Origin of the sequence: Streptomyces sp. NPDC028635, from assembly GCF_040637635.1 — a bacterium.
Lineage (GTDB): Bacteria > Actinomycetota > Actinomycetes > Streptomycetales > Streptomycetaceae > Streptomyces.
Map to the genome: position 1 here is coordinate 231,594 of NZ_JBEZWX010000006.1, position 15,790 is coordinate 247,383.

The window sequence follows — 15,790 nt, forward strand, 5'->3', positions numbered from 1 at the left end:
TCCTTCACTGCGTGTCCGCTGCTGACGTGACGGCAGCATACGGGTCCTGCGGAGGGCGCCAGTCGGCGATCCCGTCGAAACTCCGCAGGAACAGCGCGGGTCCCGCCTTCGAAAGGGAGGCGATGAGCGCGTTGCGTGCGGCGATCACCGGCCGGTTGGCGGTGAGGTTGAGGCGCGCGACCTTCACCGCCCGGCGCGCGATCGCCGTCGTACGCGGCAGCCGGGCGGCGGTGTAGGCGGCGAGGTCGTCGCAGTGGTGGGCGAGCACGATCGCGTCCTCGACGGCCTGGTTGCCGCCCTGGCCGAGGCTGGGCGGCATGGCGTGCGCGGCGTCGCCGAGGAGGGCGACGCGGCCGCGGTGGTGGGCGGGCAGCGGCTCGTCTATGTGGTGCACGTCGTGGCGCAGCACGTCCTCGGGGCGGGTGGCGGCGAGGACGGCGGGGATGGGGTCGTGCCAGTCGCCGAAACGGCGCAGGAGCTCGGCCCGTTCACCGTCCGGGGAGCGCGAGCCGGCGGGGGCGGTGGCGGCGGCGTAGGCGTAGACGCGGCCGTCCCCCAGCGGGTGGGTGCCCCAGATGCGGCCCCGGCCCCACGTCTCGTGCGAGGCGAAGGCGACGCCGGGCAGCGGGATGACGACCCGCCAGGTGGTGAACCCGGAGTAGACGGTTCCGGGGTGGTCGGGGAAGAGGGCGCGGCGTACGGCGGAGTGGATCCCGTCGGCGGCCACCACCAGGTCGGCCTCCAGTTCCCCGTCGGCGGTGCGCACGACGGCCGGGCGGCGCGCGTCGCCGGGGTCGCTGACGGCCGCCTGCGCGTCGGTGCGCACGGCGCCGGGCGGCAGTTGCGCGGCGAGGAGGCCGACGAGCGTCGCGCGGTGCACCAGGACCAGGGGGCCGCCGAAGCGCGCGGCGGCGGCGTCCGCGTCGGAGCGGGACAGCCAGCGGCCGCCCGGAGTGCGCAGCCCGCCGTCGCCCTGCCAGGCGGCGAGGTCGCGGATCTCGTCGCCGAGGCCGATGACGTCCAGCGCACGCAGGGAGTTGGGGGCGAGCGAGATGGCGGCGCCGACCGGTTCGAGGGAGCGGGCCCGCTCCAGGACGGTGACCCGCAGACCTCTGCGGTGCAGGGCGGCGGCCGCGGTCAGCCCGCCGATACCGCCGCCGATGACGACAGCGCGCTGTGCCTGGCTCATGAACCCTCCTGACGTAACTACATCTGTAGTATGCGTCGACTCTACTACAGACGTAGTGACCGCGTGGGGGCGCCGGGTAGCGTGATCCCCATGTCCGCAAGCATCTCGGGCGCCTCCCGCGCCGACCTCGTCGCCGACACCGCCCTGGCCCTGCTCGCCGAACGCGGGATGCGCGGGCTGACCCACCGGGCGGTGGACGACACGGCCGGCCTGCCCCAGGGCTCGACGTCCAACGTGGCGCGGACCCGGCAGGCACTGCTGGAGCTGGCGGTGCGACGCCTCGCCGAGCGCGAGGCCCGGGTGCTCGCACTGGACGAGATGCCCGGCCCGGGCGCCGGCACCGACGCGGTGGCAAACGCCCTGGCCCTGGCACTGCACCGCGCCGTGACCCGCCACCGCGACCTCACGCTCGCCCGCTACGAGCTGGCCCTGGAGGCCACCCGACGCCCCGAGCTGCGTACGTCCTACGACACCACCGGCGCCCGCTTCCGCGACCAGCTGACCGCCCTGGTCGGCGCGCTGGGCTCACCGGACCCGGACCGCCACGCGCTGTCGCTGGCGGCCTGGGGCGACGGCCTGATGTTCTCCTGTGTGGCCGGCTCCTACGAGCCCCCGCCCCTCCCAGCGCTGCGGCAGGGAGTGCGGGAGCTGCTGGCGGGCATGCTCGGCCGCTGAAAATCCGCTGGTCCGCCGCCGCCCGCCTGTACGAGGATGCCGGGTATGACGACGCAGCGCCGCATCCCCGCAGCCGACGCCGACGAACGCACCATGCTGGAGGGCTGGCTGGAGTACCACCGCCGGACACTCGCCGTGAAGTGCGAGGACCTGACGGACGCCCAGCTGAGGACCACGGCGGTGGAGCCCTCCGAGCTGTCCCTCATGGGGCTGGTGCGGCACATGGCGGAGGTGGAGCGGATCTGGTTCCGCACGGTGCTCGCCGACGACGGCGCCGGGCCGATCTGGTTCAGCGACGAGGATCCCGACGGCGAGTTCCATCTCAGCGAGACCGACACCTGGCAGGAGGCGTACACCACCTGGCAGTCGGAGATCGAGGCCGCCCGGCGCCACGCGGCCGGCTTCGGCCTGTCCGACCTGTCCAAGGGCGTCACCCGGCTGGGCGACGGCGGGCCCGTGAGCCTGCGCTGGATCTACACCCACATGATCGAGGAGTACGCCCGCCACAACGGCCACGCGGACCTGCTCCGGGAGCGGATCGACGGCGCGACGGGCCACTGACGTCAGCCGGGACGCGCGCGGGACCTCCTTACGGGGCGGGAGATCACCCGTGCGGGGCATCCTGCGCCTGTCCGCTGCCCTCTCGCAGCGCCGAGCCAGCAGAGTGACGCGGGTGCATCGAACGACGACCACCGCAACGCTCCTGGTCACCGTGGCTGTCTGGGCCCTCTGCGGCTGTGTGACGGTCCAGCGTCCACCCGCGTCGGGGCCGCCGGTCCCCTCCGTCCGCTCCGCCTCTCCGTCCGTCCCACGGCCGGACGGCGACGCGGAGCAGCGGGTCGTGCAGGCGCCGGCCCGTGAAGCGCTGGAGATGGTCGGACCGTCCCGCCGCCCGCAGCCCGTGAAGCCGCCCCGGCCCCACCACCCGGCCCACACCGCACCCCCGGCGCCGACGCGGCCGCAGCACCGGCACCAGCAGTCCCGGCACCACACCTCCCCGCCGGAACACCGCCGGCCGCAGGCCCGCCGCGGGAAGGTCCCCGCCATCCCGGACGTCGCACGCCGTGACGGCGGCGTGTGCGCCCTGGGCGAGCAGTACGGCGGCTGGCGCCCGGACAGCCCGCAGGCACGCATCTGCAAGCAGACGTACGGCCGCTGAGCGGACGGTTCAGCACGACGCGGCGGAGCCGGTTCCGGGCGGGGGCTGCTCTCGCTGAGCCGAAGTCCCGGACGACGCGGCGGGGCCGGTTACGGGCGGGCCTGCTCTCGCTGAGCCGACGGTTCGTCACGGCGCCGCGAGACCGGTTCCTGACTGAGGCCCACCTCCCCCTTCCCCCGGCCAGGCTCCCGGCAGGGAGGCGGGGTCCGGCGCGGACGCGGGCCCGCCTCACTCCCCCAGCCGCAGCTCCATCCGCCGGATCGCCGCCCGGACCCCGTCGCCGTAGCCGTCGTCGGCGAGGGCGTCGGAGGCGTGGCGGGCGCGGGCGAGGTGGGTGCGGGCGGCGTCGGGGTGGCCGAGGCGGACGTAGTCGGCCGCGAGGTTCAGATGGAGCGAGGGGTACAGCGCCCGGGCCGCAGGCGCCCCCTCGTGCCGGTCCAGCCGGTCGCCGGTGAGTTCCTCGGCGGCGGTCAACGCCCTGAGGTCCCAGGCGAGTTCGTCGGCGGGATCGTCCTGGGTGTCGGCCAGGTAGTGGGCGAGCGTGCAGCGGTGCAGCGGATCGCCGTCCTGACCGATCTCCGCCCACAGGCCGAGGAAGCGGTGCCGGGCCTCCTCGCGGTCCCCGCCGTGGAGCAGCATCACCACCTGCCCGATCCGCGTCAGCACGGCGTCCGGCGCCGTCTGCTCCTGTCGCTCCGCCACCGCGTCGCCCTCCGTCGGCCGTCCCGCTCCTTGCCCCGACGCTAACCGCAGGCACGGACAATCCCGCACAGGCGGCACCGGGGCGATCCCGCACGGGCGGCAGGTGGACGATCCCGCACGGGCGGCAGGGGGCCGTTCCCGCGCGGGCTGCTCCGGAGACCGCCCCGGTGGCACGGGGCCGCTTCCCCTCGCGCGACGCGGGCCGGCCGCGACACGAGACGTCTCCGTTCACGCGGCACGGGATGCCCGGGCAGGAGGGGTACGACCCCCGCCCGGGCGGCCCCCCGTGGAGTCGGCCGCGTGGCGGTTCAGACCAGGTTCGGCACGGTCCAGTCGATCGGTTCGTGGCCCTGGCGGGCGACCGCCTCGTTGATCTGGGTGAACGGGCGGGAGCCGAAGAACTTCTTCGCCGACAGCGGGGAGGGGTGCGCACCCTTGACCACCGCGTGCCGGCTCTCGTCGATCAGGGGGAGCTTCTTCTGCGCGTAGTTGCCCCACAGCACGAACACCGCCGGATCCGGGCGGTCGGCCACCGCGCGGATCACCGCGTCGGTGAACTTCTCCCAGCCGCGCCCCTTGTGGGAGTTGGCCTCGCCGCCGCGCACGGTCAGCACCGCGTTGAGCAGCAGCACGCCCTGCTGCGCCCACGGCATCAGATAGCCGTTGTCCGGGACCGGCGTGCCCAGCTCGGCGTGCATCTCCTTGTAGATGTTGCGCAGCGACGGCGGGATCTTCACGCCCGGCCGCACCGAGAAGCACAGGCCGTGGCCCTGCCCCTCGCCGTGGTAGGGGTCCTGACCGAGGATCAGGACCTTCACCTTCTCGTACGGCGTGGCCTCCAGCGCGGCGAAGACCTGCTCGCGCGGCGGGTACACGGGACCGTTCGCCCGCTCCTCCTCGACGAACTCCATCAGCTCCTTGAAGTAGGGCTGCTGCAGTTCCTCGCCCAGAACCCCGCGCCAGGACTCGGGCAGCATGGCGGTGTCGGTCACGTCAACGTCCTCAAGATTCGTGCGGTCGCTTCCTGACTTCAGAACCTACCGGCACCCACTGACAACGCCGTCCGCGCGGTCCCTACCAGCTGGTCTTGCGGGACAGCTCCCACATCATCATGATCGTCGACGGGTCCAGCGCGCGCTCCGGGCCGGCGATGTCCTCGCTGGCGGCCACGTACTGCTTGCCCTGCCACAGCGGCAGCAGCCGGGCGTCCTCGACCATGATCTTCTGGGCTTCCTCGAAGTCCTTCACCACGTTGGCGCGGTCGCTCTCCCGGCGGGAGCGGGGCAGCAGGATGCCGGTGATCTCGGGCTGCGGATAGGGCGTGCCGAGGGCGTTCTGGTTGCCGACGAACGGGGCGATGAAGTTCTCCGGGTCCGGGAAGTCGGGGAACCAGCCGCGCCCGAAGACCGGGTACTCGCCCTTCTGGTAGCCCTCGACGTAGGTCTTCCAGGGCCGGCTCTTCAGCGTGATCGTGAACAGCCCGGAGTCGTCGAGCTGCCGCTTGAGTTCCTTGAACTCCAGGGCGGTCTCGGAGCCGTAGCGGTCGGTGGTGTACCAGAGGGTGAGCGGGACGGGCGTGGGGATGTTCGCCTCGGTAAGGATCTTGCGGGCCTTGGCGGTGTCCGGCTCGCCGAAGTCGTCGAAGAAGCCCGTGGTGTGACCGGTGAGGCCCTTGGGGACCATGGAGTACAGCGGGTCGACGGTGTCCTTGTAGATCTTGTGCGCGATGGCCCCGCGGTCGACGACCTGGGCGACCGCCCGGCGCACGGCGCCCTTGCCGGCCCACTTGTCCTTGGGGTTGAACACCAGGTAGTTGATGTCCGCGCCGGTGCTCTCGACCAGCTGCAGGTCCGGGGCGCTCTCCTTGCGCTGGAGGGCCACGATGTCGTCGGCGGCGAGACCCCGGTAGGTGACGTCGATCTGCTTGTCGCGCAGCGCCTTGACCATGACGTCGGAGTCCTGGAAGTAGCGGATCGTCACCGCCGTGTTCTTGCGCTGGGCGTACCCCTGGTAGTTGTCGTTGCGCTCGAGCCGGGCCTCCTTGCCCTCGTCGTAGGAGGCGAGGGTGTAGGGGCCGGAGCCGAAGACCTTGCCGTCCTCCCGCAGCTTGTCGGCCGGGTAGTCGTCCGGGTCGACGATCGACATGGCCGGGGTGGCCAGCACGAACGGGAAGGTGGCGTCGGACTTGTTGAGGTGGAAGACCACCTCGTCCGCGCCGGTGGCCTCGACGCTCTGCAGGCTGCCGAGGAGCCCCGCGGGGCCGCCGGGGACGTCGATGCGGCGGATGCGCTCGATCGAGTAGGCGACCGCCTTGGCGTCGAGGGTGTCGCCGTCGGCGAACTTCATCCCGGACCGCAGCTTGCAGCGGTAGGTACGGTTGGAGCTGTCGGTGAACGAGCACTCCTCGGCGGCGTCCGGCTGGGGCGTGGTCGCGCCGTTCGGATAGGCGAGCAGCGTCTGGTAGATGTTCCTGAACAGCTCCCACGAGCCGTCCCAGGAAGCCGCTGGGTCGAGGGTGCTGGGGGCGCTCGTCGTGCCGACGACGATGGGTCCCGCGTCCTTGGAATCGTCCCCGGACAGCAGGCCGCAGCCGGACATCAGGGACGTTATGGAAGCGATCGCCGCCACTTGCCGCAGGCATCGGTTCCGGTTGAACACGCGCACGCTCCTCGATCTGCCATGCCAAGGGTCGGCAGACCATACCGCAGTGCGACGGGTGTTGAACCTGCTTCGTTCGTCATGTGAACACACTGTTGATGACAGCGTTGTCCTGGGTCCCGGAACACGCCCTTTTGCGTACCCGGGCGCCGTTTCCGTCAAGAGTGCGACGGTAACGGCGCCCGAATCGTCATACGGCGCCGGGGACGCGCGCGTCAGGCGACGCCGGCGTTCAGGAACAGGCCGCCGTCGACGACGAGGGTCTGACCGGTGATCCAGTCGGACTGCTCGGAGGTGAGGAACGCGGCCGTGCCACCGATGTCGGAGGGCACGCCGAGCCGCTTCAGCGGGTATGCCGCGGCGGCCTCCTCCTCGCGGCCCTCGTACAGCGCCTGGGCGAACTTGGTCTTCACCACGGCCGGGGCGATCGCGTTGACCCGGACCTTCGGCGCGAACTCGTGCGCGAGCTGGATGGTCAGGTTGACCATCGCGGCCTTGCTGATGCCGTACGCGCCGATGAACGGCGAGGGGGCGAGGCCCGCGACGGAGGCGATGTTGACGATCGCGCCGCCGTTGTCCTTCTGCCAGGCGTGCCAGGTGCGCTGGGCGAAGCCGAGCGCCGAGACCACGTTGGTCTCGAACACCTTGCGCGCGACGTTCAGGTCGAGGTCGGCGATCGGGCCGAAGACCGGGTTGGTGCCGGCGTTGTTGATCAGGTGGTCGACGCGGCCGAAGGCCTCCATCGTGCGCTCGACGGCCTCGGCCTGGTGGGCCTCGTCGTGCGCCTTGCCGGCGACGCCGATGACGCGGTCGGCGCCGAGCTTCTCGACGGCCTCCTTCAGCGCCTCCTCGCCCCGGCCGGTGATGCAGACCCGGTCACCGCGCGCGACGAGCGCCTCGGCGATGCCGTAGCCGATGCCGCGGCTGGCGCCGGTGACGAGGGCGACCTTGCCCGACAGCTCGGGGAGTTCCACGGAAGTCATGTGCGCTGCCCCTTAGTTGAGCGGTCCGCCGGCGACGTACAGGACCTGGCCGGAGACGAAGCCGGCCGCCTCGCCCGTGAAGAAGGCGACGGCGTTGGCGATGTCCTCCGGCTCGCCGACGCGCTGCACGGGGATCTGGGTGGCGGCCGCCGCCTTGAAGTCCTCGAAGCCCATGCCGACGCGGTCGGCGGTGGCCTTGGTCATCTCCGTGGCGATGAAGCCGGGGGCGACCGCGTTGGCGGTGATGCCGAACTTGCCGAGCTCCTTGGCGAGGGTCTTGGTGAAGCCCTGCAGGCCGGCCTTGGCGGCGGCGTAGTTGGCCTGGCCGCGGTTGCCGAGGGCGGAGGACGACGACAGGTTCACGATCCGGCCGAAGCCCGCGTCGACCATGTGCTTCTGCACCGCGCGGGACATCAGGAAGGAGCCGCGCAGGTGCACGTTCATGACGGTGTCCCAGTCGGCGACGCTCATCTTGAACAGCAGGTTGTCGCGCAGCACGCCCGCGTTGTTGACCAGGATCGTCGGCGCGCCGAGCTCCTCGACGACGCGTGCGATCGCCGCCTCGACCTGGGCCTCGTCGGAGACGTCCGCGCCGACGGCGATGGCCCTGCCGCCCGCCGCGGTGATCTTCTCGACGGTGTCCTTGCAGGCGGCCTCGTCGAGGTCGATCACCGCGACCGCACGGCCTTCGGCGGCCAGTCGTACGGCGGTGGCGGCGCCGATGCCGCGCGCGGCACCGGTGACTACGGCGACCCGCTGCTCAGTGGTGGACATTGCTGTTTCTCCTCGCCCTCGAGAAAACCTGAACGCCTGCGGCTCAGTGTTGCTCCTACGGTACGCCCGTCAGGTGAGCGACCGCTTAGTACCTTCGGCATGGCTGACGCTAGAAGCGTTGGCACCCGGTGTCAACGGCACACCGGCGCGGTGTGATCCATTACCTGATCGCGGGCCGTGCCGACGCGCCGGAACACCCGTTCGGCCGACGGCCGCGCGCCGCCCGCGCGCCGCGCCCCTAGCGTCGAAGCGCGAGCCAACCGTGCCCGGAAAGGAGGCGCTTCATGCGCCGCAGCACCGGAGCCGTCGGCACCCTGATCGCGATAGCCGCGCTCATGCCGCTGGCCGACCCCGCTCATGCGCAGGACCTGGACTGCCGCGACTTCCGTTTCCAGGAGGACGCCCAGGCCGTCCTCGACGCCGACCGCAGCGATCCGAACCGGCTCGACGAGGACCAGGGCCCGGACGACGGCATCGCCTGCGAGGCGCTGCCGCGGCGGTCGCAGGGCCTCACCTCCTCGACCTCGAGGCCGGTCACCCCTCTGCCGGTCACGCCCGCGCCCGTCGCGCCGACCCGGGGTGTGCAGGGCGGGCTGGGCGGCGGCTCCGTCGCCGGGCCCACGGACTGGGACATCGCGATCGGCCTGACCTTCGTCGCCGGCGCCGTGCTGGCCACCGGCTACGTGGTGAGGCGCCGCCGCGGCTGAGGCGGCGGCGCGGGTGGCGGCACGGGCGGACGCGGGTGAGGAGACGGGCGGACGCGGGCGAGGGGACGGGCGGACGCAGATGGGGGGCGGGCGGATCGCGGATGAGGACAGGAGCGGACCCGGCGGGGCGGACGCGCCGCCGATCGCGCCCGTCCGGACCGGGCCGCGCTCAGGTCACCGAACGAGGGGCCACGGTCCCGTGCCGTGCGGCCCCGGGCAGGTCCGCCGAGCGCGGTCGTCCGGTGCCCGTGCGGCTCCAGGCCGCTCGACCCGGCGACCCGGCGGCCTGGAGACGTGGCCGGCGTGGCGCCCCGCCGGGTCAGCGCACCAGCAGACCCAGCAGCCGTTCCGTCTCCGCCGCCGGGTCCGTGGTGAGGCCGGTGTGGACCGGGCCCGGCTGGACCACCGTCGAGCGGGGGGCGACCAGCCAGCGGAAGCGGCGGCCGGCGTCGTCACCGGCGGCCTGGCCCGCGCCGGCCCCGCCGCCGCAGACCGCCTCCACGGCCCGCAGCGCCGCCCGCACACCGGCCACGTCCGCGTCGGGGTCCAGGGCGAGCAGCCGCGCCTCGTCGAGGTGCGTCCGGGCACCGACGTAGGCCCGGGCACGGCAGTAGACGAGCACACCGGCGTTGATGCACTCGCCGCGCTCGATCCGCGGCACGACCCTCAGCAGGGCGTACTCGTAGACGTCACGGCCGCCGCCCTGGCCGGCCCGGATGATGTGGCGCTCGGCGAGTCCGCCGGCCATGTGGATGTGCTGCTCGCTCACTTGTCCGCCTCGCTTTCCGTCGCGTGCCGCTCGCTCACTCGTCTCCCTCGATCCCCGTGACGCGTTCGTGGATGGCGGTGGCCCGGGCCAGCAGCGGGCGGGCGTAGGCGCGGCGCAGGTCGTCGGGGTGGTCGAAACCGGGCTCACCGGTCAGCCAGGCGTCGGGCACCTCGGCGGTGACCTCGGCGAGCAGGTCCTCGGTGACGAGCGGCGCCAGCTCGGCGGCGGCGCCCGCGAGGTCGGGGGCGAAACCGCGCAGGGCGTGGTCACCGGCGTCGTACGGACGCGCGGCGGAGGTCTCCGCCCCGGGCCAGTTGTGGTGCCAGATCATGGTGGCGCCATGGTCGATGAGCCACAGCTCGCCCCGCCGCACGAGCAGGTTCGGGTTGCGCCAGGACCGGTCGACGTTGTTGATCAGGGCGTCGAACCAGATGATCCGCCCCGCCTCCTCGGGCGTGACCGCGAAGGCGAGCGGGTCGAAGCCGAGCGCGCCGGAGAGGAAGTCCATGCCGAGGTTGGTGCCGCCGCTGGCGCGCAGCAGCCCCTGCACCTCGGCGTCCGGCTCGCCGAGGCCCAGCACCGGATCGAGGTCGAGGGCGACCAGGCGCGGCACGCGGAAGCCCAGCCGGCGGGCGAGTTCGCCGCACACGACCTCGGCGACGAGCGTCTTGCGCCCCTGCCCGGCCCCGGTGAACTTCATGACGTAGGTCCCGAAGTCGTCGGCCTCGACGAGTCCCGGCAGCGAGCCGCCCTCCCGCAGGGGGGTGATGTAGCGGGTCGCGGTGACTTCCTTGAGCATCGCCCCAGGTTACTTGGGGCCGTGCGGTGAACCTCCGGTCCCCCGGCGCCGTACTGGGGGGCAGCAGATCTCCGGACAGTCAGCGAAGGGATGTCGGCATGACCAGCGAATCGCTCCAGGGCACCTCGGGCCCCACCCGCCGTACGGTCGTCGCGGTGGTGGGCGCGGCCGGGGCCGCGGTCGCGCTGAGCGCGTGCGGCTCGGGCGACTCGGGCGGCGGCACCAAGGCCGCGAAGTCGGGAACGGTACTGGCGAAGACCTCGGACATTCCCGAGGGCGGCGGCAAGATCCTCCCCGAGCATCAGGTGGTGGTCACCCAGCCGTCGGCCGGCTCGTTCAAGGCGTTCTCGTCGAAGTGCACCCACCAGGGCTGCGCGGTGAGCGGGGTGCGGGACGGCGTCATCAGCTGTCCCTGCCATCACAGCGAGTTCTCCATCGCCGACGGCAGCGTGAAGAAGTCCCCGGCGACGCGTCCGCTGCCGGAGGTGCGGATCACCGTGTCCGGGAACGACATCACCCTCGCGTGACGCCCGGCCGGCCGCGGGGAGCCGCCCTTGCGCGGTCCTGGGGAACGACCCATGATTCCCGGCGTCGTGTCGGGCGAGCGGAGGGGGCCGGATGACCGCCACACAGCGCCGGGGCCGGAAGATCATGATGACGCCCGGCGAACTGGACGCGTTCCTCGCCGAGCAGCGCACCTGCCGGGTGGCCACGGTGTCGGCCGACGGCGCCCCGCACGTGAGCGCCCTGTGGTTCCTGTGGGACGGCACGGCGCTGTGGCTGTACTCCGTGGTGCGCAGCAGGCGGTGGGCCGACCTGCGCCGCGATCCGCGGGTGGCGGTCGCGGTCGACACCGGTGAGGAGTACGGCGAGCTGCGGGGCGTCGAGCTGTCCGGCGCCCTGGAGACGGTGGGCGAGGTGCCGCGCACCGGGGAGCTGTGCGCCGAACTCGACGCGGTGGAGACGCGGTTCGCGCGCAAGTACTTCGACCTGGACACGCTGCCGCACGACGGCCGCCACGCCTGGCTGAGACTCGTCCCGCAGAAGGTCGTCTCCTGGGACTTCCGCAAGCTCACCCCGTAGTGGCCGTGGGCCCGCCCCCCACTTGCTCGGCCGCCGCCCGTAGAGCCGCGACCGCCGCGCGGATCGAGGGGCGGCGGTCGGCGTCCGCGCGCCAGACGACGTACACATGGCGGCGGACCCGCTGCTTGAGCGGAACCGTCACGACGCCCTCGGGCACCGGGTGGCGTCCGAGCAGCGGCGCGATGCAGACGCCGAGGCCGGCGGCGACCAGGCCCAACTGGGTGTGGGTCTCACCGGCGCGGTGGCCGACGATCGGCTCGACGCCGCGCGAGCGCAGCGTGTACATCAGCCACTCGTGGCAGAACTCGCCCTCGCCCCAGGTGATCCACTCGTCCTCGGCGAACTCCCCGAGGTCCACCTCGGCGCGGTCGGCAAGTGGATGCCCGGCGGGCATGGCCACGTCGGCGGGGTCGTCGAGGATGGACGCCTTGACCAGCCCGTCGGGGAGCGGCATGGGCTTGTTGTACCAGTCGAGGACGACGGCGAGGTCGAGGTCGCCGCGCACCACCGCCCGGATGCCTGCCTCGGGTTCCAGCTCGCAGGAGCGGATCCGCAGGGCCGGATGCCGCGCGCGGAGCGCGGCGAGGGCGGCGGGGAAGAGACCGCGCGCGGCGGTCGGGAACGCCGACAGCCGCAGTTCGCCGGCCACCTGACCGCGCTGCGCCTCCAGGTCGGACTGGGCGAGCTGCACCTGGGAGAGGATGCGCGCGGCATGCTCCGCGAGCAGCCGCCCGGCGTCGGTGAGCCGCACGCCGCGCCCGTGCTTGGCGAGCAGTTGCTGACCGCACTCGCGCTCCAGCTTGGCCAGCTGCTGGGACACGGCGGAGGTGGTGATGTGCAGGCCCTCGGCGGCGCCGCTGACCGAGCCGTGCCGGGCGACGGCGTCGAGGGTGCGCAGGCGCTCGAGGTTCAGCACGGCGGGGCTCCTTCGGGGAGGGACAACGCATTAGCGATGCTACGAGATACCGGGTGCGAATTCTCGATTGTGCTACGAGATCGCCGTCCCGCATGGTTGCCCGCATGAGCACCGTCCCCGTCACCCGCCCCCGCTCGCGTACCGGCGGCGCCCCCGAGCCCCGCTCCCCCCGCTTCGGCTGGCGGCTGCGCTTCGCCGCGCTGTCGCTGATCTGGGGCTTCAGCTTCCTGCTCATCAAGGTCGGCACACGGGGCTACGCCCCCTTCCAGGTCACCCTGGGCCGGCTGGTGTTCGGTACGGCGGTGCTCGCCGCGGCGATGGCGGTGCGGCGGGAGCGCCTCCCGCGCGGGCCGCGCACCTGGGCGCATCTGACGATCGCCGCGTTCCTGCTGAACGCGCTGCCCTTCTCGCTCTTCGCCTACGCCGAGCTGACCATCCCGTCCACCCTGGCCGGCATCTGCAACGCCACGTCGCCGCTGTGGGGCATGGCGCTGTCGCTGGTCGCGCTGTCCGAGGACCGCCCGACGCGCCTGCGCGTGGCGGGTCTCGGCATCGGCTTCCTCGGCGTCCTGACCGTCCTCGGCGCCTGGCAGGGTTTCAGCGGTCTGGACGCCAGGGGCACGGCGCTGGCCCTGCTGGCCTCCTTCAGCTACCCGGTCGGCTGGATCCACGTCCGCCGCACACTGGCCGGCAGCGGTCACTCACACCTCTCGCTGACCGGTGCCCAACTGCTGCTGGCCACGCTGCAACTGGCCGTCGTCACCCCGCTGTTCACCGGCGTGCCCACCCACGTCACCGCGCTTCCCCTGCTCGCCGTCGCGGCCCTGGGAGCCCTGGGCACGGGCCTGGCGGTCCTGATCCAGTACGGCCTGGTCGCCGAGGTCGGCCCGACGACGGCCCAGATGGTCACGTACTTCATCCCGGTCATCGCCACGGCGGCAGGTGTCGCCCTGCTGGACGAGTCACTGCGCTGGTCGACCCCGGTGGGCGCGGCGATCGTCCTGGCGGGAGCGGCCCTGACGCAGGCGCGCTCGAAACGCTGAGCGGAACACCGGCCACTTCGCCGGACGGGACGGACCCAGCGCGGCACCGACCGCACCCGCACCGACCTCCCTAGCGCCGCCCGGCACTGCCGGCTGGCCCCGGCGTCGCCCGCGCCCGCACGGGCCGCCCCACTCCCCTCTGCCCGCACGCGTACCCGCACCGGCATCGGCACGGGCACGGCACCGGCACCGACCACCCCCCTCCCGCCCGCGCCTCAAATCGCCCGCGTCTCAAACCGGCCGCCTCGCTCCGCCCGCCCCCAGCGCCGCGGCGATCGCCGTCGCCAGTGCGGTGGCCTCCGCCTCCGGGAGGGTCGAGACCGTCACGCGGATGCCCGGCGCCGCGCCCATCCGGAAGCGTGCGCCGGGTGCGACCGCCCAGCCGGCCTGAAGGAGCCGGGCGACGGCACCGGTCTCGTCGGGGACCGGGATCCACACGTTCAGCCCGCTGCGCCCGTGCGCGCGCACGCCCCGCTCGGCGAGCGCGCCGATGAGCGCGTCCCGGCGGCGGCCGTACGCGCCCGCCACGGCCGGCACGTCCACCGTGCCCTCGGCCCACAGCCGGGCCACCGCGCGTTGCGTGATCCGGCTGACCCAGCCGGGCCCGAGCCGCTGCCGCCCACGCACGCGATCGAGGGTGACGTCGTCGCCGGTGAGCACGGCGAGCCGCAGGTCGGGGCCGTAGGCCTTCGCGGCCGAGCGGACGAAGGCCCAGTGCCGGGTGACCCCGGCCAGGGGATGCAGCGGCAGGTCGACGATCGCGTGTCCGTGGTCGTCCTCGACGAGCAGTGTCCCGGGGTACTCGCGCAGGACCGCCCGCAGGGCACGCGCGCGTGCGGCGCTCACCGCGGCACCCGTGGGGTTCTGCGCGCGGTCGGTGACGATCACCGCGCGCGCGCCAGCCGCCAGCGCGCCGCGTACGTCCTGGGGCAGCGGCCCCTCGTCGTCGACGCCGACCGGCGCCGTGCGCAGCCCCAGCGCCGGTACGAGGTCGAGGAGGCTGCCCCAGCCGGGGTCCTCCACGGCGACCGTGTCCCCGGGCTTCAGATGCGCCGCGAGCACGCGCTCGACCGCGTCCAGCGAGCCGGAACAGACGGCCAGCGGCCCCTGCGGCACGCCGTCGGCACGCAGCGCTTCGCACGCCGCCGACTCCAGTTCCGGCTCGACGGGCGCGGCGCCGTAGAGCACCGGGTCCCGGTCGCCCTGGGCCGCTGCCGCGGCGAAGGCGGGACCGAGGGGCGGCAGCAGCGCCGGGTCAGGGTTGCCGTCGGCCAGGTCGCGCACCCCCTCGGGGATGTCCACGCCGATGTACTCGCGCTCCGTCGTGGCCGGCCGCGGCCGTACCCGGCTGCCGCGGCGACCGGCGGTCTCGATGACCCCGCGCTCACGCAGGGTGCGGTACGCGGCTGCGACCGTGTTCGGGTTGACGCCGAGCCGCACCGCCAACTCCCTCATGGGCGGCAGGAGTTCGCCCGGCGTGAGGGCCCCTGCGGCCACCGCGCGCTCGACATCGGCGGCAATCTCTGCTGCGCGCCGCCCTTTGATCGGATATTCTCCTAGCACAAAACAGATTATGCACTAGTGCAATAAAGATCGCCAGTGCGACGACGCCACCTCAGGGAGAGCGCCATGCAGGGGACCACGACCACTCAGGCCACCGCCTACACCCCGACCGACCGCACCGTCCCCACCCGCTCCGCCGAACGCGCCCGCTACGACGCGGATCTGGTGCACGCGATACTCGACGAGGGCTACGTCTGCCACCTCGGCTTCGTCCGCGACGGCGCGCCCGTGGTGCTGCCGACGCTGTACGCCCGGGTCGGCGAGAGGCTCTACGTGCACGGTTCGACCGGCTCGCGCCCGCTGCGGATGACCGGCCAGGCAGACCCGGGGCTCGCGGTGTGCCTGACCGTCACGCACGTCGACGGGCTGGTGCTGGCCCGGTCCGCCTTCCACCACTCGATCAACTACCGCTCGGTCGTGGTGCACGGCATCGCCCATGACGTCACCGACCCCGAGGAGAAGCGGCTCGCGCTCGACGCCCTGGTCGACCATGTCGTCCCCGGCCGCGCCGCGGACTCCCGGCCGGCCAACAAGAAGGAACTGGCAGCCACCGCCGTGATCCGCCTCGACCTGGACGAGGTCTCCGCCAAGCTGCGCACCGGAGGCGTCAACGACGAGCCGGAGGACCTCGCCCTCCCGCACTGGGCCGGCGTGGTCCCCGTACGCAAGGTCTACGACGCCCCGGTCGCCGACTCCGAGCTGGCCCCCGGCACGCGGCTGCCGGACTACCTGACGACCCTGTGACGCCGCTCCGCTCCCGGGGCGCGACC

The 15,790-nt window shown here is 73.2% G+C and carries 18 protein-coding genes; 8 read left to right on the forward strand and 10 right to left on the reverse strand.

Annotation, left to right across the window (positions count from 1 at the left end):
• Positions 1–4 precede the first annotated feature (4 nt).
• Positions 5–1,189 carry an FAD-dependent monooxygenase gene (locus AB0E88_RS09620; protein ID WP_361626589.1) on the reverse strand — a complete coding sequence of 395 codons (1,185 nt, stop codon included), beginning with the start codon at positions 1,187–1,189 and terminating at the stop codon, positions 5–7.
• A gap of 90 nt (positions 1,190–1,279) precedes the next feature.
• Between AB0E88_RS09620 and AB0E88_RS09625 the strand changes: the two genes are divergently transcribed.
• The 3 genes from AB0E88_RS09625 (at position 1,280) to AB0E88_RS09635 (ending at position 3,023) form a co-directional block, all read left to right on the forward strand.
• Positions 1,280–1,864: a TetR family transcriptional regulator C-terminal domain-containing protein gene (locus tag AB0E88_RS09625; protein ID WP_361626592.1), complete on the forward strand. Its 585-nt coding sequence runs from the start codon at positions 1,280–1,282 to the stop codon at positions 1,862–1,864.
• Between the two features lie 45 nt (positions 1,865–1,909).
• Positions 1,910–2,425 carry a DinB family protein gene (locus tag AB0E88_RS09630; protein WP_361626594.1) on the forward strand — a complete coding sequence of 172 codons (516 nt, stop codon included), beginning with the start codon at positions 1,910–1,912 and terminating at the stop codon, positions 2,423–2,425.
• Between the two features lie 112 nt (positions 2,426–2,537).
• The gene (locus AB0E88_RS09635; RefSeq protein ID WP_361626597.1) at positions 2,538–3,023 is read left to right on the forward strand and encodes a hypothetical protein; all 486 of its coding nucleotides are present in this window, start codon (positions 2,538–2,540) and stop codon (positions 3,021–3,023) included.
• A gap of 228 nt (positions 3,024–3,251) precedes the next feature.
• Here the strand turns inward: AB0E88_RS09635 and AB0E88_RS09640 are convergent, their stop codons facing one another.
• The 5 genes from AB0E88_RS09640 to fabG form a co-directional block, all read right to left on the reverse strand.
• Complete coding sequence (locus AB0E88_RS09640; protein ID WP_361626600.1) at positions 3,252–3,725, reverse strand: hypothetical protein; 474 nt, start codon at positions 3,723–3,725, stop codon at positions 3,252–3,254.
• 308 nt (positions 3,726–4,033) lie between these two features.
• Positions 4,034–4,717 (reverse strand): uracil-DNA glycosylase, encoded by a 684-nt coding sequence (gene ung / locus AB0E88_RS09645; protein ID WP_361626603.1) that lies wholly within the window; start codon positions 4,715–4,717, stop codon positions 4,034–4,036.
• Positions 4,718–4,799: 82 nt separating this feature from the next.
• Positions 4,800–6,383, reverse strand: coding sequence for an ABC transporter substrate-binding protein (locus AB0E88_RS09650; RefSeq protein ID WP_361626606.1), 1,584 nt, complete (start codon positions 6,381–6,383; stop codon positions 4,800–4,802).
• 215 nt (positions 6,384–6,598) lie between these two features.
• Positions 6,599–7,366 (reverse strand): SDR family oxidoreductase, encoded by a 768-nt coding sequence (locus tag AB0E88_RS09655; RefSeq protein WP_361626609.1) that lies wholly within the window; start codon positions 7,364–7,366, stop codon positions 6,599–6,601.
• Between the two features lie 12 nt (positions 7,367–7,378).
• A complete protein-coding gene (gene fabG, locus AB0E88_RS09660) occupies positions 7,379–8,140 on the reverse strand; it encodes a 3-oxoacyl-ACP reductase FabG (protein ID WP_361626612.1) in 762 nt (253 codons plus the stop codon).
• A gap of 284 nt (positions 8,141–8,424) precedes the next feature.
• Between fabG and AB0E88_RS09665 the strand changes: the two genes are divergently transcribed.
• Positions 8,425–8,847, forward strand: coding sequence for an excalibur calcium-binding protein (locus AB0E88_RS09665; protein ID WP_361626615.1), 423 nt, complete (start codon positions 8,425–8,427; stop codon positions 8,845–8,847).
• A 319-nt stretch (positions 8,848–9,166) separates the two neighbouring features.
• Here AB0E88_RS09665 and AB0E88_RS09670 read toward each other — a convergent pair whose 3' ends face one another.
• Complete coding sequence (locus tag AB0E88_RS09670) at positions 9,167–9,616, reverse strand: DUF3037 domain-containing protein (protein ID WP_361626618.1); 450 nt, start codon at positions 9,614–9,616, stop codon at positions 9,167–9,169.
• A gap of 34 nt (positions 9,617–9,650) precedes the next feature.
• Positions 9,651–10,415 carry a HipA family kinase gene (locus AB0E88_RS09675; protein WP_361626621.1) on the reverse strand — a complete coding sequence of 255 codons (765 nt, stop codon included), beginning with the start codon at positions 10,413–10,415 and terminating at the stop codon, positions 9,651–9,653.
• 98 nt (positions 10,416–10,513) lie between these two features.
• Between AB0E88_RS09675 and AB0E88_RS09680 the strand changes: the two genes are divergently transcribed.
• Positions 10,514–10,942, forward strand: coding sequence for a Rieske (2Fe-2S) protein (locus AB0E88_RS09680; protein WP_361626624.1), 429 nt, complete (start codon positions 10,514–10,516; stop codon positions 10,940–10,942).
• Between the two features lie 91 nt (positions 10,943–11,033).
• Positions 11,034–11,498, forward strand: a complete 465-nt coding sequence (locus AB0E88_RS09685; protein WP_361626627.1) for a pyridoxamine 5'-phosphate oxidase family protein — start codon at positions 11,034–11,036, stop codon at positions 11,496–11,498.
• Here AB0E88_RS09685 and AB0E88_RS09690 read toward each other — a convergent pair.
• Positions 11,488–12,414 (reverse strand): LysR family transcriptional regulator, encoded by a 927-nt coding sequence (locus AB0E88_RS09690; protein ID WP_361626630.1) that lies wholly within the window; start codon positions 12,412–12,414, stop codon positions 11,488–11,490. The genes AB0E88_RS09685 and AB0E88_RS09690 overlap by 11 nt on opposite strands.
• A 104-nt stretch (positions 12,415–12,518) precedes the next feature.
• Between AB0E88_RS09690 and AB0E88_RS09695 the strand changes: the two genes are divergently transcribed.
• Positions 12,519–13,457: a DMT family transporter gene (locus AB0E88_RS09695; RefSeq protein WP_361626633.1), complete on the forward strand. Its 939-nt coding sequence runs from the start codon at positions 12,519–12,521 to the stop codon at positions 13,455–13,457.
• Between the two features lie 231 nt (positions 13,458–13,688).
• Here the strand turns inward: AB0E88_RS09695 and AB0E88_RS09700 are convergent, their stop codons facing one another.
• Positions 13,689–15,020: an aminotransferase class I/II-fold pyridoxal phosphate-dependent enzyme gene (locus tag AB0E88_RS09700; protein WP_361626636.1), complete on the reverse strand. Its 1,332-nt coding sequence runs from the start codon at positions 15,018–15,020 to the stop codon at positions 13,689–13,691.
• 66 nt (positions 15,021–15,086) lie between these two features.
• Here AB0E88_RS09700 and AB0E88_RS09705 point away from each other — a divergent pair, with 66 nt between their 5' ends.
• Positions 15,087–15,764, forward strand: a complete 678-nt coding sequence (locus tag AB0E88_RS09705; RefSeq protein ID WP_361626639.1) for a pyridoxamine 5'-phosphate oxidase family protein — start codon at positions 15,087–15,089, stop codon at positions 15,762–15,764.
• The last annotated feature ends 26 nt before the right edge of the window (positions 15,765–15,790 follow it).

Bases quoted from the DNA above. Each gene is read 5' to 3' on its own strand.
- AB0E88_RS09620 (WP_361626589.1), bottom strand. From the start codon at position 1,189: ATGAGCCAGGCACAGCGCGCTGTCGTCATCGGCGGCGGTATCGGCGGG.
- AB0E88_RS09625 (WP_361626592.1), top strand. From the start codon at position 1,280: ATGTCCGCAAGCATCTCGGGCGCCTCCCGCGCCGACCTCGTCGCCGAC.
- AB0E88_RS09630 (WP_361626594.1), top strand. From the start codon at position 1,910: ATGACGACGCAGCGCCGCATCCCCGCAGCCGACGCCGACGAACGCACC.
- AB0E88_RS09655 (WP_361626609.1), bottom strand. From the start codon at position 7,366: ATGACTTCCGTGGAACTCCCCGAGCTGTCGGGCAAGGTCGCCCTCGTC.
- fabG (WP_361626612.1), bottom strand. From the start codon at position 8,140: ATGTCCACCACTGAGCAGCGGGTCGCCGTAGTCACCGGTGCCGCGCGC.
- AB0E88_RS09665 (WP_361626615.1), top strand. From the start codon at position 8,425: ATGCGCCGCAGCACCGGAGCCGTCGGCACCCTGATCGCGATAGCCGCG.
- AB0E88_RS09675 (WP_361626621.1), bottom strand. From the start codon at position 10,415: ATGCTCAAGGAAGTCACCGCGACCCGCTACATCACCCCCCTGCGGGAG.
- AB0E88_RS09680 (WP_361626624.1), top strand. From the start codon at position 10,514: ATGACCAGCGAATCGCTCCAGGGCACCTCGGGCCCCACCCGCCGTACG.
- AB0E88_RS09685 (WP_361626627.1), top strand. From the start codon at position 11,034: ATGACCGCCACACAGCGCCGGGGCCGGAAGATCATGATGACGCCCGGC.
- AB0E88_RS09695 (WP_361626633.1), top strand. From the start codon at position 12,519: ATGAGCACCGTCCCCGTCACCCGCCCCCGCTCGCGTACCGGCGGCGCC.
- AB0E88_RS09705 (WP_361626639.1), top strand. From the start codon at position 15,087: ATGCAGGGGACCACGACCACTCAGGCCACCGCCTACACCCCGACCGAC.